A 19,919-nucleotide genomic window follows, 5' to 3' on the forward strand; every position below is an offset into this window, starting at 1 on the left:
GCACCCCCACCCCCCCAGGAGTCCCCCATGAGCATTGAGCGCACCCTTGTCCTCGTCAAGCCCGACGGCGTGTCCCGCGGCCTGACGGGCGCCATCCTGTCCCGGATCGAGGCGAAGGGCTACACCATCGCCGAACTCAAGCAGGTGCACGCCACCCGGGCCCTGCTCGAGGAGCACTACGCCGAGCACGTCGGCAAGCCCTTCTACGAACCGCTCGTCGAGTTCATGCTGAGCGGCCCCGTCGTCGCCGCGGTCTTCGAGGGCCAGCGCGTCATCGAGGGTTTCCGCTCGCTCGCGGGGACCACCGATCCGACGACGGCCGCCCCCGGCACCATCCGCGGCGACTTCGGACGCGACTGGGGCGTCAAGGTGCAGCAGAACCTCGTGCACGGATCCGACTCCGCCGAGTCCGCCGAGCGCGAGATCGGCATCTGGTTCGCCTGACGCCATCCCGCACGTTGTTGCCCCGGGTCATGTGCCTGGGGCAACTGACTTGGTAGGTTAGGGGCATGATGACCTATCGCAGACTGGGCTCCTCGGGGCTCAGCGTCTCCACCGTCGGGCTTGGCTGCAACAACCTGGGCCGCGCCGGCACCACCTCCGAGTCGCAGGAGGGCACCGACGCCGTCGTCCACGCGGCGATCGATGCCGGGATCACCCTGTTCGACGTCGCCGACGCCTACGGCAGGGAGCCCGGCGTCAGTGAGGTGCAGCTCGGCAAGGCCCTGCGGGGCCGCCGCGACGACGTGGTCCTCGCGACGAAGTTCGGCCTCGACATGGCCGGCGCCAACGGACCCGACTGGGGTGCCCGCGGCTCCCGCCGCTACATCATCCGGGCGGTCGAGGCCTCGCTCCGGCGCCTCGGCACCGAGTGGATCGACCTCTACCAGTACCACGTGCCGGACCCGCAGACGCCCCTCGAGGAGACCCTCGCCGCCCTCGACGACCTCGTGACGAGCGGCAAGGTGCGCTACCTCGGGCACTCCAACTTCGCCGGCTGGCAGATCGCCGAGGCCGAGTTCACGGCGCGCAGCGGCGGGTACACGCCCTTCATCTCGGCGCAGAACCCCTACAATCTGCTGGACCGCCGCCTCGAACGCGAGGTGGTCCCCGCCGTCGAGTCCTACGGTCTGGGCGTCCTGCCGTACTTCCCCCTCGCCAACGGCCTGCTCACCGGGAAGTACCGGCGGGACGAGGTGCCCGCCGGCAGCAGGCTCACCCACTCCCGCAGGAACCTCCTGGAGACCGCCGACTGGGACCAGCTGGAGTCCTTCTCCGCGTTCGCCGCGGAACGGGATCTGACCGAGGTGCGGGTGGCTTTCTCGTGGCTCGCCGCCCAGCCGTCCGTCGGATCGGTGATCGCCGGTGCCACGACGCCGGAGCAGGTGCGGCAGAACGCGGCAGCGGCCGACTGGACGCCGTCGGAGGAGGACCTCGCCGCGCTGGACGCGATCTTCCCACGCCCCGCGGCCTGATCCCGGCCAGTCCGGGCCGGTACGCGGGTCGGCTAGGGCGTGGCGTCGCCCGGCAGGCGCTGCACGCTGAGGCTTCCGGCGCGGCCGGGCTGGTGGTCGGTACCGCCGAGGGAGTCCTTCATCGGACTCGAACTCACTCTGGCCGGCCAGGGATCGGAGTGGAGGTGGCGCGGGTATTGGACCCGAGCGTTGCAGCAGAATCGTCCTGACCCGAGAAGAGCTTGCGCTTCGGGTTCTCAGTCTTCTCGACCTCGGCGAATGCGGCCATGTCCCGCACGTTCTTCTGAACGGTAATTGCTCCGAAGAGGGACATCAGCATGGCGAGACCGTAGAAGCCTTTCTCGGACAGAAGCATATCGGCATTCCACAGGCCGATCACCAGGAGCGAGATCGACGCGACAACGGAGAACCATGCCACGCCGTAGTAGATATTCGTGACCGGAATGTCTTCAGCTCGATCTCGGATCGTCTTCTGGATCGAGATCACGGCGAACAGTCCGAAAAGCAGGATCGTGAAGTAGTAGCCCTTCTCGTTGAGCTCCATGCTCGTCGCATTCCAGAGCCCGACGAGATAGGACGACACTCCGATGATCAACGCGCACCAGCTGGCGCCGATGAAAGCCCCAGTGGGTCTTTGGGGGACATGCTTTGATTCAGCCATGGGCTCTCCTGTAATTCGACTCGACACCTTGTCCGTGTCCAGCGAGGGCTTGTTCGAACGTCCGAATCGATGAGAAACGTTTCCAATTCGTCCGACCACACTAGGCGACCGATCACGACGCCGATGGCGCCGACACGATAACGGACAACTCCGGCCCCCCGGAGCGGAGCAACCCTTCAGGATCACCTGCCCTGAAGGCGTCGCCGACCGCACGCTCCAGCGGCGTCTCCTTCCCGAGGTGCGATCCGATGGTCAGAGTCGGAAAAATCCGCATCCCGATTGCTCGTTCGTTGGTGAAAGTCAGGCCGCCGGTGACGGGTTCGAACGACCTCATAATGTCGGTGGTGGTTGGGAGAATTCGGTATGGACAGCAGCCGGAATGCTCCGTTCGACGAGGTCACCAATGTCGGTGGCGTTTCGGGGGTTGCCGGGGTGCGGGCTCTGATCGGCGCCCTGGCGTCCCTCCCGCTGAGTTCAGGGAGTCCGGAGCTGATCGATGAGGTGCGGGCGCTGGAGGAGTTGAAGTCGGCGATCGCGGGCCGGCAGGCGAGGGCCGCGGTCGCGTTCGATCTCGCCCAACGCCAAGCGCAGGCCGCCTCCGGTGTCCCGGTCGGGGAGCAGGGTCAGGGGGTGGGCGCGCAGCTCGCCCTGGCCCGGCGGGAGTCCCCGGCCCGCGGGAGCAGGCTCCTCGGGCTGGCGCGGGCGCTGGTGACGGAGATGCCCCACACCCTCACCGCCCTCGAGGCGGGGATGTTGAACGAGTGGCGGGCGACCCTGCTGGTCCGGGAGACCGCGTGCCTGTCCGCGGCGGATCGGTGCGCGGTCGACGACGAGCTGGCAGCCGACAGGGGCACATTCGACGGCGCCGGGGACCGACAGCTGGTTGCCGCGGCACGGGCGGCGGCGTACCGGCGGGATCCGCGCAGCGTGACCGAGCGGGCGGCCCACGCTGCCCGGGACCGGCATGTGAGTCTGCGCCCCGCCCCGGACACCATGACGTACCTGACCGCCCTGCTCCCGGTCGCGCAGGGCGTGGCGGTGCATGCGGAGCTGACCCGGCACGCCGACACCTGCCGCGCGGCAGGCGATGAGCGGAGCCGGGGGCAGTTGATGGCGGATGCCCTGGTGGAGCGGACCACGGGCACACCGGGCGGGTTCTCCCGGGTGGAGGTGCAGCTGATCATGACCGACCGTGCCCTGTTCCAGGGCGACAGCGAACCGGCACGGCTGCCGGGGTACGGGATCGTGCCCGCCGGCTGGGCACGAAGCCTCCTCACCGGCGAGAAGCCTTCGACGAACGCCGCGGATCAGCGCGGGCAGGCGTCCGGGTCATCAGCAGATCCGGCGGCCACCCACGCGGTCCAGGTGTGGCTCCGGCGCCTCTACACCGCCCCCGGTACCGGGGACCTGATCGCCGCCGACTCCCGGGCCCGCCTGTTCACCCCCGGGCAGCGCCGCTTCCTACAGGCCCGGGATGACCTGTGCCGGACCCCGTACTGCGACGCCCCGATCCGGCACTACGACCACATCATCCCCTGGCACACCAAAGGACCCACGAGCCTCGCCAACGGTGCAGGACTCTGCGAAGCCTGCAACCACACCAAGGAACTCCCCGGCTGGAGGGCCACAGCACCACCCGGCCCCAGGCCCGGCCCCGGATCCAATGCCCGGCACACCCTCACCATCAGCACGCCCACCGGCCACACCTACACCTCCACCGCACCACCCCTCCCCGGCAGCAGACCGAACAGGACGGACCACGAACGGGGAGCCGGGACGCGCGACCGTTCGCCGACACCGACCCTCGTGCCGGGTCACGCATCCCACGATTTCAGGGCTCCATCCTTTCCGCAGGCGCGGCGGAGCCTTTCCGTCGACATGGTCTACGCGTGACCCACCGCGCAGAGGGCGGTCGAAAACTGCGGACTGCCCGTCCACCGCAGGAGCGCCGCCGACCCCGGGCCTGAACGGGGGGAGGCCCCCGACCGGGCGGTCGGAGGCCTCTTGCGGTGCTGCTGGAGCTACTGCGTCAGCCCTGGTGGAACCGCTTCCCGTTGACACGCTCGGACGCGCCGACGCGGTCCAGGTAGGGGGTGATCCCACCGAGGTGCATCGGCCAGCCGGCGCCCATGATCATGCACAGGTCGATGTCCTCGGGCGCTGCGACGACGCCCTCGTCGAGCATGCGCCCGATCTCGTCCGCCAGTGCATCCTGCGTGCGGTGCAGCACCTCCTCCGAGGAGGACGGACTATTCGCACGGTCCATCAGGGCGAGGGTCCGTTCGGGGACCACCGACGAGCCGTCCTCCTGCTTCTCCCACAGGCCCTTCAGGCCGGCGTCGATCAGTTTCTGCTGGTTCGCCGAGACGTGGAAGCGGTCGCCGAAGGCGGTGTGCAGCGACTCCTGCACATGCTGCCCGACGGGCAGGCCCACCAGGGCGAGCAGCCGGAACGGCGTCATGGGCAGTCCCATGGGCCGCAGGGCGTTGTCCGCGGTCTCCGCGTCCGTGCCCTCGTCGAAGACGGCCGTGATCTCGCCGAACATGCGGCCGAGGATGCGGTTGACCACGAATGCCGGGGCGTCCTGGACGAGGACTGCGTTCTTCTTCAGGCCCTTCGCGAGGACGAAGGCGGTCGAGAGCACGGCGTCGTCGGTCTTCGGCGCCCGGACCACCTCGAGCAGCGGCATGGCTGCCACGGGGTTGAAGAAGTGGAAGCCGACCACGCGTTCCGGGTGCACCAGGTCGGCGGCCATCTCGGCCACGGAGAGCGAGGACGTATTGGTCGCGAGGATGCACTCGGGCGAGACGACGGCCTCGACCTCGGCGAAGACCTGCTTCTTGACGGACATCTCCTCGAAGACCGCCTCGATGACGAAGTCGGCGTCGGCGAAGACGTCCTTCGACACGGAGCCGGAGACGAGCGCCCTGGTGCGGTTCGCCGCGTCCTGCGATAGCCGCTTGCGGGAGAGCATCTTGTCGATCTCGGCGTGGACGTAGGCGACACCCTTGTCCACCCTGGCCTGGTCGATGTCCGTCAGGACCACCGGCACCTTCAGCTGCCGGGCGAACAGCAGGGCGAGCTGGCTCGCCATGAGCCCGGCGCCCACGACGCCGATCTTCGAGACCGGGCGGGCGAGTTTCTTGTCCGGGGCGCCGGCGGGGCGCTTGCCGCGCTTCTGCACCAGGTCGAGGAAGGCGTAGACCGTCGCGTGGAACTCGGGCGTCTGCATGAGCTCGGCGAGGGCGGTGCACTCGGCCGCCGCCGACTCCTTCTGGGACAGGCTGAGGCCCGCCTCGAGCAGGTCGAGTACCCGCGACGGCGCCGGGGCCGCGTTGCTGGTCTTCGCCTCGACGAAGGCACGTCCGGCGGCGACCGCGGCGGTCCACGCGGCGTCGTCGTACTGTGCGCGTTCGGCCCGGCGCTGCTCGACGGCCTGCGCGGCCTCGCCGCCCTTCAGGACGCGGGCCGCCCAGAGCAGGGACTGCTCGATGTAGTCGGCGGGTTCGAAGAGGGCGTCGGCGATGCCGAGCTCGTAGGCCGCCCTGCCGTCGAGGCTCCGGTTGTTGCTGAGCGGGTTCTCGATCATGACCTTCACCGCGTTGGCGGGGCCGACCAGGCGGGGGAGGCGGTAGACGCCGCCCCAGCCCGGGACGAGGCCGATGAAGGCCTCCGGCAGGCCGATGCCGTTGGCACCCGAGGAGACGGTGCGGTAGGTCGCCGCGAGGGCGATCTCGAGTCCGCCGCCCAGGGCCACACCGTTGATGAATGCGAAGCTCGGCACGCCGAGGTCGGCGAGGAGGTCGTACGCCTCGTGGCCGAGCTCGGCCATGAGGCGGCCGAGGTGCTCGGACCTGACACTCTTGACGGTGCTGAGATCGGCGCCCGCGACGAGGAAGTAGGGCTTGCCGGTCACGGCGACGGCGGAGATCTCCCCGCGTGCTGCCCGTTCCTTCAGGCCCTCGAGGGTGCGGCCGAACTCGATCAGCGTGTTGGGCCCCAGGGTGGTGGGCTTCGCGTGGTCGAGGTCGTTGTCGAGCGTGATGAGCGCGAGCACTCCGGCGCCCTCGGGGAGCGTCACGTCCTGGACGTACGAGTGGGTGACGATCTCGGTGGGAACCAGCGCGGCCAGTTCGTCGTAGCGTTCGAAGCTCATGCTGCATCCTGTCCGTAGTGCTCGTGGTGGGGGTTCTCCCAGATGACGGTCGCGCCCATGCCGAGACCGATGCACATGGTGGTCATGCCGTAGCGGACCGTCGGGTCCTCCTCGAACTGGCGGGCGAGCTGGTTCATGAGGCGGACGCCGGAGGAGGCGAGGGGGTGCCCGACGGCGATGGCGCCGCCGTAGCGGTTCACGCGCGGGTCGCCGTCGTCGATGCCGAAGTGGTCGAGGAAGCTGAGGACCTGGACGGCGAACGCCTCGTTGATCTCGAAGAGCCCGATGTCGCTGATGTCCAGACCGGCCTGGCGCAGCGCTTTCTCGGTGGCCGGGACGGGTCCGATGCCCATGACCTCGGGCTCCACGCCGGCGAACGCGTAGGCCACGAGGCGCATGCGCACCGGGAGGCCCAGTTCGGCTGCCGCGTCGGCGGAGGCAAGCAGGGCCGCCGTGGCGCCGTCGTTCAGGCCGGCGGCGTTGCCCGCGGTGACACGCCCGTGGGCGCGGAACGGCGTGCGCAGCGTCGCGAGGTCCTCGGCGGTGGTGCCGGGGCGTGGCGGCTCGTCCACGCTGTTCAAGGTCCAGCCCGCACCGGGCTTCTTCCCCGCGACCGGCACGAGGTCCGGCTGGATCTGCCCGCCCTCGTACGCCGCGGCGAGCTTCTGCTGGCTGCGCACGGCGTACGCGTCGGTGCGGTCCTTCGTAATCGCCGGGAACCGGTCGTGGAGGTTCTCGGCGGTGTTGCCCATATTCAGCGCCGCCGGATCGACGATGCGCTCGGACATGAAGCGCGGGTTCGGGTCGGTGCTGGCGCCCATCGGGTGGTTGCCCATGTGCTCGACGCCGCCGGCGATGACGACGTCGTACGCGCCGAACGCGATGCCGGACGCCGTGGTGGTCACGGCCGTCATGGCGCCTGCGCACATGCGGTCGATGGCGAAGCCGGGGACGGTGCGGGGGAGCCCGGCCAGGAGGGCGGCCGTGCGGCCGATCGTGAGCCCCTGGTCACCGGTCTGCGTGGTGGCCGCGATGGCGACGTCGTCCACGCGCTCCGGCGGCAGGGACGGGTTGCGGCGCAGCAGGTCGCGGATGCACTTCACCACGAGGTCGTCGGCGCGCATGCCCGCATAGATGCCCTTGTGGCCCGCCTTGCCGAAGGGGGTCCGTACTCCGTCGACGAAGACGACGTCACGGACGGCACGTGCTGCGCGCGACGTCGTGCCCGTGGCTGTGCTGCCGGTTTCTAGGCTCACCTGGTACTCCTCTTTGAGATGTTGATCCGCGAATATGTTACTGGTCAGTAACATAGCGTGCAAGCGGCGCCAGGCGAGGGCCCGCTACCGGGGAGCCGTGTCCGGGCCTCCCTGCGCACCCTTCGCGGGCAGCGGGTCCGGGTCGAGGAACGCGACCGTGATGATCGCGGCCACCTGCTCGATCTGCCAGGGACGTGCCCCGAGATCGGCGAGGGCCGCCGAGACGGACTCGAGCGAGATCTCCGCGGGCGGCCGCCAGGCGATGCGGCGCAGGTAGTCAGGGGTCAGCAGGTTCTCCACCGGCATGCCCAGCTTCTCGGCACGCTGGGTCACGCGGGGCCGCGCGGTCTGGAGCCGGGCTGCGGCCTCCGGGTCCTTCTCGGCCCACACACGCGGAGGGGGAGGGGCGTTCGAGGCGACGTGCAGGGGCGGGAGGTCGGTGAGCTTGCCCGCCTCGCTGATGCACCGGATCCAGCGGGGGGCCTCCTTCTGCGCCGCCCGCCCGTGGAACCCCTTGGTGGCCAGGAGCTGGGGGACGGTCGTGGGCATGGCCCTCGCCGCGGCGATGATCGCGGAGTCCGGGATCAGCCGGCCGGGAGCGACGTCGCGACGCTGCGCGAGGTCCTCCCGCTCCAGCCACATCTGGCGCACGGCGGCGAGCTGCCGGCGGTCGCGGAGTTGATGCAGGCCCGAGGTGCGGCGCCACGGGTCGACCCGCGGCTCGGCGGGGGGCGTCCGCCGGATGTGTTCGAATTCCTCCTCGGCGATCTTCAGCTTGCCGTCCTCCTCGAGAAGCGCGGCCAGCTTGTCGCGGAGTTCCGTGAGGACCTCGACGTCGAGCGCCGCGTAGCGGAGCCAGGGCTCGGGGAGCGGCCGCTTGGACCAGTCCGCGGCCGAGTGCTCCTTCGCCAGGCTGAGGCCGAGCAGCGATTCGATGACGGCGGCGAGACCCACGCGCGGCAGGCCGGCCAGCCGCGCGGCGAGCTCGGTATCGAACAGCCGGTCCGGCCACATGCCGAGCTCGGAGAGGCAGGGCAGGTCCTGGCTGGCGGCGTGCAGGATCCACTCGACGCCGTCGAGGGCATCGTCGATGATGCGGAGGTCCTCGAAGGGTTCGGGGTCGATGAGCCAGGTGCCTGCACCCTCGCGCCGGATCTGCACCAGGAAGGCACGCTGGCCGTACCGGAAGCCGGAGGCGCGCTCGGCGTCGACGCCTGCCGGGCCCGTCCCGGCCGCGAGGGCCGCGGCCGCACGCTCGAGCCCGGCCTGCGTGTCGATGACCAGGGGCACGCCGTCACGCGGTTCGGTGAGGGGGAGGGCTGCGGGGATGCCGTCGTCGGCGGGATCGGACGCCGAGGGGTGGTCCGTCTGTTCGGAAGTGTGGGAACTCATGGTGTTTTCAGTCTATCCCGGGGCATTCCGCGCCCTGCCCGAGGCGCGCACGCCGCCTCAGGACCGGCGGTGCGGCAGCGACGCGACGCCGTGGGGCAGGGGCGGCAGGCCGGCGAAGGTGCACGCCATGTCCGTCCAGGCCTCGAGGTGGCGCCGCACGTCGGAGGTGTCGGGCGTCCAGGAGGCCCGCAGCTCGATGTCGATGGTGTCCGGGCGGTCCTCGAGCGTGCCGTAGCTCTCCGACAGGATCCTCGTGGCGGTGCCGCCCGCGCTGTGATGGCGGGCGCCGTGGTTCCGCAGGGCCTCCGCGAGCCAGGTCCAGGCCACGGAGCCGAGCAGGGCGTCGTTGCCCATGTCCGCCTCGAGCTGGGCGCGGATGTACGTCACGATCCGGAAGCGGCCGTTCCACACCTCGGAGCCGGCGGGGTCGTGGAGGAGGATGAACCGCCCGGTCGCCAGCTCCTCCGGATCGGGTGCGACCACGAGGGTGCGGGTGGGGCCGTGGACGGGCAGGGGTGGTTCCGCGGTCGCCCCGAAGACCTCGGCGCCGAGGGCGACGGCGAACGGGGCCAGTCGCGAGGGCGCGGGAACCTCCTCGAGGCGGATCTCGCTGCGGCGAGCAGCCTTCCGGAGACCCGCGAGGGCGTCGAGGAACTCCGCTGGAAGCTGCGACACGCCACCGATTGCACTCACTCCCGCAGGCTATGCCCTGCCGGCGGGCGCGCGGCGGCGGCGCGCCGTGACCGTCAGGCGGACGCCTCCCGGCGGATCGCCTCGACGAAGGCGTCGACGTCGTCCTCGGTGGTGTCGAACGAGCACATCCAGCGGACCTCGCCCGTGGCCTGGTCCCAGTCGTAGAACGGGAAGCTCTCCCGGATGCGGTCCGCTGCACCGGGCGGCAGGATCGCGAAGACCGCGTTGGCGGTGGTCTCCTGCGTCAGCGTCACGCCCGGGATGTTCCGGACGCCCTCGGTGAGGCGGGCCGCCATGGCGTTCGCGTGCGTCGCCGAGCGGAGCCACAGGTCGCCGTCGAGCAGGGCGATCAGCTGGGCGGAGACGAAGCGCATCTTCGACGCGAGCTGCATGTTCAGCTTGCGGAGGTATTCCAGGCCCGTCGACGCCTCCTGGTCGAGCACGACGACGCACTCGCCGAACATGAGGCCGTTCTTGGTGCCGCCGAAGGACAGGATGTCCACGCCGGCGTCCCGGGTGAAGGCCCGGAGGGGCTGGCCGAGTGCCGCCGCCGCGTTGGCGAGCCGTGCGCCGTCCATGTGCAGGCGCATCCCGCGGGCGTGGCAGTGGTCCGCGATGGCCCTGATCTCGGCGACGGTGTAGAGCGTGCCGAGTTCCGTGGTCTGCGTGATCGACACGGCCAGGGGCTGCGCACGGTGCTGGTCGCCCCACCCCCACGCCTCGCGATCGATCAGTTCGGGCGTCAGCTTGCCGTCCGGGGTGGGGACGGTCAGGAGCTTGATGCCGCCCACGCGTTCCGGCGCGGCGTTCTCGTCCACGTTGATGTGGGCGGTCTGCGGGCAGATGACGGCACCCCACCGCGGCAGGATCGACTGCAGGGAGAGGACGTTCGCGCCGGTGCCGTTGAAGACGGGGTAGATGGAGATGCCCTCGCCGAAGTGGTGCTCCATCACCTCGAGCAGCCGCGCCGTGTACTGGTCCTCGCCGTAGGCGACCTGGTGTCCCTCGTTGGCCGCGGCGACGGCCGCGAGGACCTCGGGGTGCACCCCCGAGTAGTTGTCCGACGCGAAGCTGCGTCGCGTGCGGTCGTGGAGGGCGGCGGGCGAGGGCGCTGGGGTCAGGGTGTCGGTCACCGTGCCATTATCCCCGAACCGCATCGATGCGGGCCCCGTTGACTTCCGCGGCCGGCGCTCCGGGCAGGCCCGCGAGGATCCCCGCCAGGTCCTCGACGTGCGTGTAGCCCGTGAACGCGCGCTCCGGATGCTGCTCGCGCATGGCGTCGTCCACGAGGGCCTTGACGACGACGGCGGCCGCGGCCGCCGTCGTGCCGTCCCTGGCGAAGCCGTCGGCGACGGCCTGCACCCAGGCGTCGACGGACGCCTTGACCGCCGCGTAGGACGCGTTCGCCGCTGTGGGCGCGGCGACGGCCGTCGCGGAGACGGCGGCGAGCCGGCCCCCGCGCTCGGCCAGCTGGTCGTAGAACGCCCGGCTCGTGTTGAACAGGGTGACGAAGACCGACCGGTGCAGGAAGGCGTAGTCCTCGCTGGTCTGGGTGGTGATGCCCTTGCCGCCGCGCCAGCCGCCCACGAGGTGGAACAGGGCGTCGGCGCCCCCGTGGTCGGCGCGCACGCGTCCGGCAAGTGCGAGGACCGCCGCCTCGTCCGTCAGGTCGCACACCTGGCGGTCCACGCCGTCGAGGTCCGGGAAGGCCGCCTCGAGGCGGCCGGCGTGGGATCCGACGGCGACCACGCGCAGCCCGTCCGCCACCAGCCGGCGCGTCAGGGCCACGCCGGACGCACTGGTGGCGCCGGCGACGACGGCGAGCCGAGCCCGGGGACCGGCGCTCATGCGGCGTCCCCCGTGATGCCGGCCGTCGATTCGATGACGGGCTTCATCTTCTTCTCCAGTGCCTCGAAGAACATGGACAGGGGGAATTCGTCGTCCAGGACGGCGTCCGTGAGGGCGCGCGGGGGGCCCAGGAGCTCGAGCGCATCCGGTCCCTTCGCCCACACCGACGCGGGGTGCGGCGTGACGGTCGCCGAGACGAGCTGGTACGCGGCGAGCCAGTGCGCGATCTTCGGGCGGTCGATGGAGCGCCAGTACAGCTGTTCGATCTCCTCGCCGAGGGCGACGACGACGTCGGCCACCTCGTCCCAGTCGATGGTGAGCTTGGTGTCCGTCCAGTGGAGCACGCGGTGCTGGTGCAGCCACGCGAACAGCAGCTGCCCGCCGAGGCCGTCGTAGTTGCGCACGCGGCTGCCCGTGATGCTGAACCGGAAGATGCGGTCGAAGATCACGGCGTACTGCACGAGCCGGGCGTGCCGGCGGGCCTCGGCGGAGGCGTCCTCGTCCCTGGCGATCTTCACCGACTCGCGGAAGGCCGTCAGGTCGCAGCGCAGTTCCTCGAGCGAGTACAGGAAGAACGGCATGCGCTGCTTGATCATGAACGGGTCGAACGGCAGGTCGCCGCGCATGTGGGTGCGGTCGTGGATGAGGTCCCACATGACGAAGGTCTCCTCGGCGAGCGTCTGGTCCCCGAGCAGTTCCTGGGCCTCCTCGGGGAGGTCGAGGCGCGTGATCCCGGCGGCGGCCCTGACCACCCGGCGGAACCGGGCCGCCTCCCGGTCGGCGAAGATGGCGCCCCACGTGAAGGTGGGCGTCCGGCTGACCGCGACGGTCTCGGGGAAGAGGACGGCGGAATTCGTGCTGTAGCCGTCGGTGAAGTCGAGGAACCTGATCGGGACGAAGAGGGCGTTGGAGTAGTCGCCGGCCTCCAGTTCGGCGACGAACTCCGGCCACAGCACCTCGACGAGCACGGCCTCGACGAGGCGGTTGGTGCTGCCGTTCTGCGTGTACATGGGGAAGACGACCAGGTGCTGCAGACCGTCCGTCCGGTCGAGCTGCGGCTGGAAGGCGAGCAGCGGCTCGAGGAAGTCGGGCACGCCGAACCCGTCGGCGCGCCACTGGTCGAAGGCCGTCACGGTGCGGGCGAGGTAGTCGGCGTCGTGCGGGAACAGGGGCGCCAGTTCCCGCACGGCCGCGGTGATCCTCAGGGTGTGGTCCGTGGCCGCCGCATGGTGCTCGGCGTCGGGGACGGATCCGTCCTTGACCTGCAGGAGCCGCAGCTCCTGGGCCGCGGCCTTGAGCGCCTTCCAGGCGGCCGTGTGCTGCGGCATGCTGTCTGCGCGGACGAGGGGGGTGACGGTCATGGCTGCTGCTTTCTCTGGCCGGGACAAGTGCTGGTGCTCTGCGGCGAGCGTAGCAATCGAAACAGAGACTCTTACAGGTGAGAGCACTGAGACGCAGTGATTCTTATTCTCGGAGCGGGTTCCACGCAGGGGAGGAGCAGTCGACCTTCACAGCACCCCGGACGCGCGAACGGCCGGCCCGGTGGGCCGGCCGTCCTGCACCGCCGTCGGCTACTCGGCCGGCACCAGCTTCATGGAGATGGAGTTGATGCAGAAGCGCTGATCCGTCGGGGTGTCGAATCCCTCGCCCTTGAACAGGTGGCCGAGGTGGGAGTCGCAGCGGGTGCACCGCACCTCGATGCGCTCCATGCCGAGCGAGCGGTCGTGGAGATAGCGGACCGTCCCCTCCGCGAGCGGAGCCCAGAAGGAGGGCCAGCCGCAGTGCGAGTCGAACTTCTCGTTGCTCGTGAACAGTTCGGCACCGCACGCCCGGCAGGCGTAGGTGCCGGCCGTCTTGGCGTCGTAGTACTCACCCGTGTAGGGGCGCTCGGTGCCGGCCTTCCGCAGGACCTGGAACTCCTCGGGGGTCAGCTCTTGCCGCCATTCGTCGTCGGACTTCTCGATCTCGGGCCGGTAGCTCTCGCGTTCAGTGGTCATGATTCCTGCAACGCCTACGAGTCGCCAATAAATCCCGACCCCGAGTAGAGGTGCAGGACGGCGATGCCGAGCTTGGCCTGGGCCTTGCTGGCCCAGTCCGCGTGGAACGTGTCCGCCATTGCGTGGGGGCGCGTGATGACCACCGCCTGTGTGGCTCCACTGGCCGCCGCCTCCTGGATCATGGCGTCCACGGGATCCTCGCTCGTCGTCCGACCGCGGGCCGGGAAGCCCTCGTCCGCGAGCAGCTGCAGCGAGGTGGCGAGGGCCTCGCGGGCAGCGACCTCGTCATGGCGGCGGTCGTCGGACGAGAACGTGCGGAACGCCTCACCGACCTCGAGCAGGCCCAGATGGCGGAAGAACTCTCCCAGCACGGACTCGCCGGTGTCCTCGGGGATCAGGAGGACGATCTCCACCAGTTCGTCCTCCCCTCGCAGCGTCTGGAGGTTGCGGAGATCCGGGCTGGTCAGTGCTTCTTCGCTCAGCACGAGGATTGTCTGCGTCATGACGCCACTGTACTGCGCGGCCCTGCACACCGGCCGGGCGGGACCGCCGGAACCGCGCCGGGGAGGGAATCGACGGTCCTCCGCGGCGCAGGGTAGAAATGGAACCATGACATCGAAGACGCCACCGGCCGCAGCGCAGCAGGGGACCGCACCGTGGCTCAAGTGGACCGCACTCGGCGTGGGGGCGGGGGCGGCGCTGGCCTCGTCGGCGGCCGGCGCGATTTCAGGCCTCGCCGTGTACTTCGCACGGCAGATCGTCACGCCGGCGCGCACCCGCGACGAGAACCTCGACATCCTCGCCGTCGTCGGGTCCGCCGACAACCGGACGGTCATCCTCCCCGCCACCGAGGACACCACCGTGGAGGGGACCTACAGCCTGTACTTCGCCCAGGGCGCCGGTCACGCGCGCATCGGGGCCATCCGGTCCTACGTCCCCCGCGAGGGCACGGTGGAGCGCGTCGTCGACGCGGTGGGCGCCGGCGACCTGGCCTCGGCGACGCGCGGCTGGTGGAGCGGCTCCGTGTACACCTCGCCGTCCGCGGTGGGCTTCGCGGACGAGGAGGTGCTCGTCCCGGTCGAGGGCGGAGCGGCCCCCGCCTGGCTGGTCCGGGCCGAGGCGCCGTCCGGCACGTGGGCGATCATGGTGCACGGCCGCGGTGCCACGCGCGCGGAGGCGCTGCGTGCGCTCGCCCCGGCCCGACGACTCGGGCTGACCAGCCTGGTCATCTCCTACCGGAACGACGGCGAAGCGCCGGCGGCGCCGGACGGGCGCTACGGCCTCGGCATGACGGAGTGGCACGACGTCGACGCCGCCATCGACTTCGCAATGACGCACGGCGCCCGCGACGTCGTGCTCTTCGGGTGGTCGATGGGCGGGGCGATCGTCCTGCAGGCCGCCGATCTCTCACGGCACCGCAGCCGGATCACCGCGCTCGTCCTGGACGGGCCGGTGATCAACTGGATGGAGGTGCTCGCGCACCACGCCGCCCTGAACCGCATCCCCGCCCGCGTGGGGCGCCTGGGCCAGTACCTCCTGGCCAGCCAGCGCGCGCGCCGGATCACGGGTCTCGCCGCCCCGCTGGATCTGCAGAGCATGGACTGGATCGCGCGCGCGGAGCAACTGACCCTGCCCACGCTGATCCTCCACAGCGAGGACGACGAGTTCGTCCCCATCGGCGCGTCGGCCGAACTGGCCGCGAAGAACCCGGTCTTCGTCACGCTGGAGCGGTTCCACCGGGCGCGCCACACGAAGGAGTGGAACGTTGACCCCCAGCGGTGGGAATCCGTCGTCGAACGCTGGCTCGCCGGCCGGCTCTTCGGGCGGGCCCTCCCCGGCGGGAGGATGCCCGGCCCGGCCGTTACCGGGCTTCCCTGATCTTCCGCTTGATCCGCCCCAGCATCGCGGACATGCCCCGCATGCGCAGGGGAGTGATGGCGCGGGTGAGGCCGAGCCGGTCGGGGACGTCGTCGGGCACGGCGAGGACGTCCGCGGCCGGAAGGCCGTCGAGCCCTTCGAGCAGGACGCCGGCGAACCCGCGCGTCGTCGGCGCCTCCCGCGGCGCGGAGAAGAACAGCCGGACCGGCCGGTCCGGCCCGCTGCCGATCTCCATGGCGAGGAAGAGCGGGCTCTGGCACTCCACGACCTGCTCGAGCAGCTCGGGGTGGTCGCTGTACCGGCCGGGCAGCCCCGGGAGCCCCGTGGAGAACTCGAGGAGGAGCTGCAGGCGGTCCGCCTCCGACAGGGCCTGGAAGTCGTCGATGATCTCGGCGAGCTTCGCGGGGACGGTCTCCGTGGTCATCGTGCCGACCTCGGTGCTGCGGCCGGCACGTCGCCGGGCTCGGTGCCGCGGACGATGGGCACGCGGACGGCATTGCCCCACTCGGTCCAGGATCCGTCGTAGTTGCGGACCCGGTCGAAGCCGAGCAGGTGCGTGAGGACGAACCAGGTGTGGCTCGAGCGCTCCCCGATCCGGCAGTAGGCGACGACGTCGTCGCCGTCCTGCAGTCCCGCCTCGTCCCGGTAGATGGCATCCAGTTCGGCCCGGGTGCGGAAGGTGCCGTCCGGGGCGGCGGCCCGTGCCCAGGGGACGGAGCGGGCGGTGGGGATGTGGCCCCCGCGCAGGGCGCCCTCCTCGGGGTAGGCCGGCATGGTGGTGCGGGCCCCCGTGTACTCGTCGCCGGAGCGCACGTCGATCAGCGGACTGCCCAGGTGGTCCAGGACGTCGCCGAGGTAGGCGCGGATGGTCGTGTCGTCGCGGTCGACCACGGGGTAGTCGACGGCGGTGATCGCGGGCCGGTCGGTGGTCAGCGGCCGGTCCTCCGCCACCCACTTGTCCCGGCCGCCGTCGAGCAGGCGGACGTCCTCGTGGCCGAAGAGGGTGAAGACCCACAGCGCGTACGCGGCCCACCAGTTGCTCTTGTCGCCGTAGATGACCACGGTGGAGGTCCGGGAGATGCCCTTGGACGCCATGAGGCGCGCGAAGCCCTCCCCGTCGACGTAGTCCCGCGTCACCTCGTCGTTGAGTTCCGTGTGCCAGTCGATCTTCACGGCACCCGGGATGTGGCCCGTCTCGTACAGCAGGACGTCCTCGTCCGACTCGACGACCACGAGCCCCTCGGCGCCGAGGTTCGCGGCGAGCCAGTCGGTCGAGACGAGCCGCTCGGGGTGGGCGTACTCGGCGAACTTGTCCTGCGGATCTGGAGCCAGGGTCATTGCGGCCTTTCGCGTAGCTGTCGGCTGTCCGGACACGACGGCGCTCGTCCTGCGGACGGGCGCTCGTGGTTCCCTCTAGCCTAACGACGCGGCCGGACGATTGCTTCCGGGCCCTGCCGCGCGTCAAGGGCCGTGGGCGTGGGCGGCGGGGGAGCATCACGCGGGCGGGGGGTGCCGTAGTCTTGCGTAGCGGAACGGCAGCCCGCGGGCCCGCCGCCGCCACCACCAGCCGGAGAAGAGAAAGCGGGCCCCATCCGTGCCAGTCATCGAACACCTGACCGAGCGCAGCCCCAGGGTCTCCGTCGATGAGTTGCTGGGGGGCTTCTACCCGTCCCCCCGCTTCGGCGAGGTCTCGTTCGACAGCTACCGTCCGGATCCGCAGCAGCCGTCGCAGTCCGCCGCGGTCTCGAAGCTCCGCGACTTCGCGGCCTCCGTCGACCAGCCGCAGCAGTCGGGCCTGCGCAGGTTCTTCGGCGGGGCGAAGAAACCCGACACGCGCGCGGGCATCTACCTCGACGGCGGCTTCGGCGTGGGCAAGACGCACCTCCTGGCCTCCCTCTGGCACGCGTCCACGGGACCGAAGGCCTTCGGGACGTTCGTCGAATACACGAACCTGGTGGGGGCACTCAGTTTCCGCAAGACCGTCGACGCGTTGAGCGGCTACAGCCTCGTCTGCATCGACGAGTTCGAGCTGGACGACCCGGGGGACACCGTCCTGATGTCGCGCCTGATGCGCGAGCTCGCGGATGCCGGCGTCAAGCTCGCGGCGACCTCCAACACGCTGCCGGGATCCCTGGGGGACGGTCGCTTCGCTGCCCAGGACTTCCAGCGGGAGATCCAGGTGCTGGCCGACCAGTTCGAGGTGGCCCGGATCGACGGCGAGGACTTCCGCCACCGCGGCCTGCCGCGGGCCCCGGATGCGATGGACGACGCCGGTCTGCGCGAGAGGATCGCCTCCTACGCGGACGGGGTCCTCGCCGAGGACGAGTTCGGGGATCTTCTCCGGCATCTCTCCGACGTACACCCCAGCCGGTACCGCCAGATGCTGGACGGGATCGACGCCGTGGCCTGGCACAACGTGCAGACCATCACGGAACAGGCCGTCGCCCTGCGCTTCGTGGTCCTCGCGGACCGGTTGTACGACCGGGACGTGCCCATCATGGCGAGCGGCACGACGTTCGATCACCTCTTCACCGAGGAGATGATGCACGGCGGGTACATGAAGAAGTACTACCGGGCGGTCTCCCGCCTGACGGCCCTGGCCCGGCAGGGCAGCGACGTGGCGTCCTGACCCTCGGGCGGCCGCCCCATGCAAGAAGCGCCGGTACCGCCTCTCGGCGGGACCGGCGCTCCCTTATTGCCAGGCTGGGTGCTACACGGCCGGCGGAGGGGTAGGGCCGACGTCGCCCTTGCCGTCCTTCTCGTCGATCCGGTCGACCATCTCCGAAGCCTTCGTCTGCACTCCGTCGATGTGGCGTGAGTACTTGCCATGGGTCCTGCTGTCGACGAAGTCGCCAGCCTTCCCGATGCCGTTCTTCACCTTGTCGGAATTACCGCCAATGAGTTCGGTCGCCTTACCCGCGAGGGTGCCGGCCTTGCCCTTGAGCCCGTCCAATAAACCCACGGACACCTCCTTTCGGTCGTGGAGACGCAGTCCGTCTCCGCTGCATCCAGCATAGGTCAGGACCGGGAGGAGCCCCACGGGCGCGGTGGCGGTTCGCCGTCGGCGGAGCACGAAAAAGCCCGGTCCTCGGGAGGACCGGGCTCTGGCCGTCGACGGGCCTGAGAGCGGACGACGGGATTCGAACCCGCGACATCCACCTTGGCAAGGTGGTGCTCTAGCCAGCTGAGCTACGTCCGCAAAAAAGCGCCCCCGAGGGGGCGCCGTGGTGGGCGATACTGGGATCGAACCAGTGACCTCTTCCGTGTCAGGGAAGCGCGCTACCGCTGCGCCAATCGCCCATTCTCATGGGTGCTCGTTCTGTAACGAGGTGGGGACGGGATTCGAACCCGCGTATACGGCTTTGCAGGCCGCTGCCTCGCCTCTCGGCCACCCCACCATGATCGGATCGCTCCGACCACCGGACGGATCCGGCCATACAGTGACTTGCGAGCGGACGACGGGATTCGAACCCGCGACATCCACCTTGGCAAGGTGGTGCTCTAGCCAGCTGAGCTACGTCCGCAAGAAAAAGAAAAATCTGAAAGTCCCGTTCGATGCCGTGCATTTCGCGGTGTTTCTTCGTTTTCCAACGAGAGAAAACTCTATAGGACGTTCGGGGGTTCGTCCAATCGGTGTCGGAGCCACCTGAGAGACTGGAGTCATGACCGCCCCGCTCCTCGCCCACGCGACCCCGCACGGCCGGATGTACGCCCGCTCCACCTCGGAGCAGCCCTCCGTCCCGTCCATCACCACCGTCATCTCGCAGCTCCCCACCTCCCTCGGCGGCTGGTTCGGCCACATGGCGGCCAGCGCCCTCTCCCGCGACCCGCGGCTGCCAGGGGCCCTGGGCAATCCCTCCGAGCTGCGCACGGCCGTCCGGGAGGCCTCCGGGGCCGCCGAACGCTACCGCGACGAGGCGGCCCTGCGTGGCACGCGCGTGCACCACTACTGCGAGCAGGTGGCGCTGCGGGCCCTCGGGCGTCCCGACGAGCTCGACGCCGCTCGCCTCGCCCTCGAGGAGCAGGGCGAGGGCGGCTTCGCCCTCCGGTTCGACGAGTGGTGGGACCTCTACGACGTCCGTCCCGTGGAGCCCGAGCTGACCGTCTGGAACACCGGACTCGGCTACGCGGGCACGCTGGACCTCGTCGCCACGATCGGTGGCCGGACGTGCCTGATCGACTATAAGACCAAGAACACCGATCGCGACGGCTTCGTGAAGGCGCTCGACGACAAAGTGGTGATGCAGCTCGTGGCGGGGATGAAGGCGGAGGAGTCCCTCGTGGACCCGGAGAAGGGCGAGTGGCAGGCGTGGGCGCACGGGGACCAGCCGCTGCTGCTCGGGGTGGCCGTGGGGCAGACCGAGGTGCGGGCCATGAGGGCCAACCCGTCCGTGCTCAGGAATCACTGGCTGCGGTTCTGCGCGCTCCGCCGGGCGTGGGAAGCCGGGCTCGACGCCGAGGAGGCCGGGCGTGCCCTGCTGCCGCTCGGTCCACCGCCCGGCCGTCCGGCCCGGGTCGAACCCGCACTGCCCGCGGCGCCGCGGCACTAGGATTGACGGGAAC

19 protein-coding genes and 4 tRNA genes are annotated in these 19,919 nt (G+C 70.4%); 6 read left to right on the plus strand and 17 right to left on the minus strand.

Annotation, left to right across the window (positions count from 1 at the left end; all coding sequences use genetic code 11):
* The first annotated feature begins 27 nt into the window (after window positions 1-27).
* Window positions 28-444: a nucleoside-diphosphate kinase gene (gene ndk, locus ACSGDB_RS08390; protein ID WP_434994102.1), complete on the plus strand. Its 417-nt coding sequence runs from the start codon at window positions 28-30 to the stop codon at window positions 442-444.
* 65 nt (window positions 445-509) lie between these two features.
* Window positions 510-1,475, plus strand: a complete 966-nt coding sequence (locus tag ACSGDB_RS08395; protein ID WP_434994103.1) for an aldo/keto reductase — start codon at window positions 510-512, stop codon at window positions 1,473-1,475.
* Between the two features lie 133 nt (window positions 1,476-1,608).
* Here the strand turns inward: ACSGDB_RS08395 and yiaA are convergent, their stop codons facing one another.
* Window positions 1,609-2,136: an inner membrane protein YiaA gene (yiaA, locus tag ACSGDB_RS08400; protein WP_434994104.1), complete on the minus strand. Its 528-nt coding sequence runs from the start codon at window positions 2,134-2,136 to the stop codon at window positions 1,609-1,611.
* Between the two features lie 363 nt (window positions 2,137-2,499).
* Here yiaA and ACSGDB_RS08405 point away from each other — a divergent pair, with 363 nt between their 5' ends.
* Complete coding sequence (locus ACSGDB_RS08405; protein ID WP_434994105.1) at window positions 2,500-4,029, plus strand: DUF222 domain-containing protein; 1,530 nt, start codon at window positions 2,500-2,502, stop codon at window positions 4,027-4,029.
* Window positions 4,030-4,165: 136 nt separating this feature from the next.
* Here ACSGDB_RS08405 and ACSGDB_RS08410 read toward each other — a convergent pair whose 3' ends face one another.
* The 9 genes from ACSGDB_RS08410 to ACSGDB_RS08450 form a co-directional block, all read right to left on the minus strand.
* Complete coding sequence (locus ACSGDB_RS08410) at window positions 4,166-6,292, minus strand: 3-hydroxyacyl-CoA dehydrogenase NAD-binding domain-containing protein (protein ID WP_434994106.1); 2,127 nt, start codon at window positions 6,290-6,292, stop codon at window positions 4,166-4,168.
* Window positions 6,289-7,548, minus strand: a complete 1,260-nt coding sequence (locus tag ACSGDB_RS08415; RefSeq protein WP_434994107.1) for a thiolase family protein — start codon at window positions 7,546-7,548, stop codon at window positions 6,289-6,291. The genes ACSGDB_RS08410 and ACSGDB_RS08415 overlap by 4 nt, the downstream gene beginning before the upstream one ends.
* An 84-nt stretch (window positions 7,549-7,632) precedes the next feature.
* Entirely contained in the window at window positions 7,633-8,940 is a 1,308-nt protein-coding gene (locus ACSGDB_RS08420) for an HRDC domain-containing protein (protein WP_434994109.1), read from the minus strand.
* A gap of 57 nt (window positions 8,941-8,997) precedes the next feature.
* Window positions 8,998-9,624 (minus strand): DUF3000 domain-containing protein, encoded by a 627-nt coding sequence (locus ACSGDB_RS08425; RefSeq protein ID WP_434994176.1) that lies wholly within the window; start codon window positions 9,622-9,624, stop codon window positions 8,998-9,000.
* A gap of 62 nt (window positions 9,625-9,686) precedes the next feature.
* Entirely contained in the window at window positions 9,687-10,766 is a 1,080-nt protein-coding gene (locus tag ACSGDB_RS08430; RefSeq protein ID WP_434994111.1) for a threonine aldolase family protein, read from the minus strand.
* A 7-nt stretch (window positions 10,767-10,773) separates the two neighbouring features.
* Window positions 10,774-11,481: an SDR family NAD(P)-dependent oxidoreductase gene (locus ACSGDB_RS08435; protein ID WP_434994113.1), complete on the minus strand. Its 708-nt coding sequence runs from the start codon at window positions 11,479-11,481 to the stop codon at window positions 10,774-10,776.
* Window positions 11,478-12,842, minus strand: coding sequence for a DUF6421 family protein (locus ACSGDB_RS08440; protein WP_434994114.1), 1,365 nt, complete (start codon window positions 12,840-12,842; stop codon window positions 11,478-11,480). Before ACSGDB_RS08440 ends, ACSGDB_RS08435 begins: the two co-directional genes overlap by 4 nt.
* A 210-nt stretch (window positions 12,843-13,052) precedes the next feature.
* A complete protein-coding gene (gene msrB / locus ACSGDB_RS08445; RefSeq protein WP_434994115.1) occupies window positions 13,053-13,478 on the minus strand; it encodes a peptide-methionine (R)-S-oxide reductase MsrB in 426 nt (141 codons plus the stop codon).
* A gap of 14 nt (window positions 13,479-13,492) precedes the next feature.
* Window positions 13,493-13,981, minus strand: coding sequence for a hypothetical protein (locus ACSGDB_RS08450; RefSeq protein ID WP_434994116.1), 489 nt, complete (start codon window positions 13,979-13,981; stop codon window positions 13,493-13,495).
* Window positions 13,982-14,087: 106 nt separating this feature from the next.
* On the opposite strand from ACSGDB_RS08450, the gene ACSGDB_RS08455 reads away from it, so the two are divergent.
* Complete coding sequence (locus tag ACSGDB_RS08455) at window positions 14,088-15,356, plus strand: alpha/beta hydrolase family protein (RefSeq protein ID WP_434994117.1); 1,269 nt, start codon at window positions 14,088-14,090, stop codon at window positions 15,354-15,356.
* Here ACSGDB_RS08455 and ACSGDB_RS08460 read toward each other — a convergent pair.
* Complete coding sequence (locus ACSGDB_RS08460) at window positions 15,340-15,780, minus strand: SufE family protein (RefSeq protein WP_434994118.1); 441 nt, start codon at window positions 15,778-15,780, stop codon at window positions 15,340-15,342. The genes ACSGDB_RS08455 and ACSGDB_RS08460 overlap by 17 nt on opposite strands.
* On the minus strand, window positions 15,777-16,694 hold the full coding sequence (locus tag ACSGDB_RS08465) for a sulfurtransferase (RefSeq protein WP_434994120.1): 918 nt from the start codon (window positions 16,692-16,694) through the stop codon (window positions 15,777-15,779). The genes ACSGDB_RS08460 and ACSGDB_RS08465 overlap by 4 nt, the downstream gene beginning before the upstream one ends.
* A gap of 256 nt (window positions 16,695-16,950) precedes the next feature.
* Between ACSGDB_RS08465 and zapE the strand changes: the two genes are divergently transcribed.
* Window positions 16,951-17,985 (plus strand): cell division protein ZapE, encoded by a 1,035-nt coding sequence (gene zapE, locus ACSGDB_RS08470; protein ID WP_434994122.1) that lies wholly within the window; start codon window positions 16,951-16,953, stop codon window positions 17,983-17,985.
* 81 nt (window positions 17,986-18,066) lie between these two features.
* Here zapE and ACSGDB_RS08475 read toward each other — a convergent pair whose 3' ends face one another.
* The 5 genes from ACSGDB_RS08475 to ACSGDB_RS08495 all read right to left on the minus strand — a co-directional run bounded on the left by ACSGDB_RS08475 (window position 18,067) and on the right by ACSGDB_RS08495 (window position 18,880).
* A complete protein-coding gene (locus tag ACSGDB_RS08475) occupies window positions 18,067-18,318 on the minus strand; it encodes an antitoxin (protein ID WP_434994123.1) in 252 nt (83 codons plus the stop codon).
* Window positions 18,319-18,481: 163 nt separating this feature from the next.
* Window positions 18,482-18,555: transfer RNA gene (locus ACSGDB_RS08480), tRNA-Gly, on the minus strand.
* Window positions 18,556-18,581: 26 nt separating this feature from the next.
* Window positions 18,582-18,656: transfer RNA gene (locus tag ACSGDB_RS08485), tRNA-Val, on the minus strand.
* Between the two features lie 27 nt (window positions 18,657-18,683).
* Window positions 18,684-18,754, minus strand: a tRNA-Cys gene (locus ACSGDB_RS08490).
* Between the two features lie 52 nt (window positions 18,755-18,806).
* A tRNA-Gly gene (locus tag ACSGDB_RS08495) sits at window positions 18,807-18,880 on the minus strand.
* A 138-nt stretch (window positions 18,881-19,018) separates the two neighbouring features.
* Here ACSGDB_RS08495 and ACSGDB_RS08500 point away from each other — a divergent pair.
* Window positions 19,019-19,906 carry a cytochrome gene (locus ACSGDB_RS08500; RefSeq protein ID WP_434994124.1) on the plus strand — a complete coding sequence of 296 codons (888 nt, stop codon included), beginning with the start codon at window positions 19,019-19,021 and terminating at the stop codon, window positions 19,904-19,906.
* The last annotated feature ends 13 nt before the right edge of the window (window positions 19,907-19,919 follow it).

This window comes from Arthrobacter sp. Ld5, from assembly GCF_051172775.1.
Lineage (GTDB): Bacteria > Actinomycetota > Actinomycetes > Actinomycetales > Micrococcaceae > Arthrobacter_D.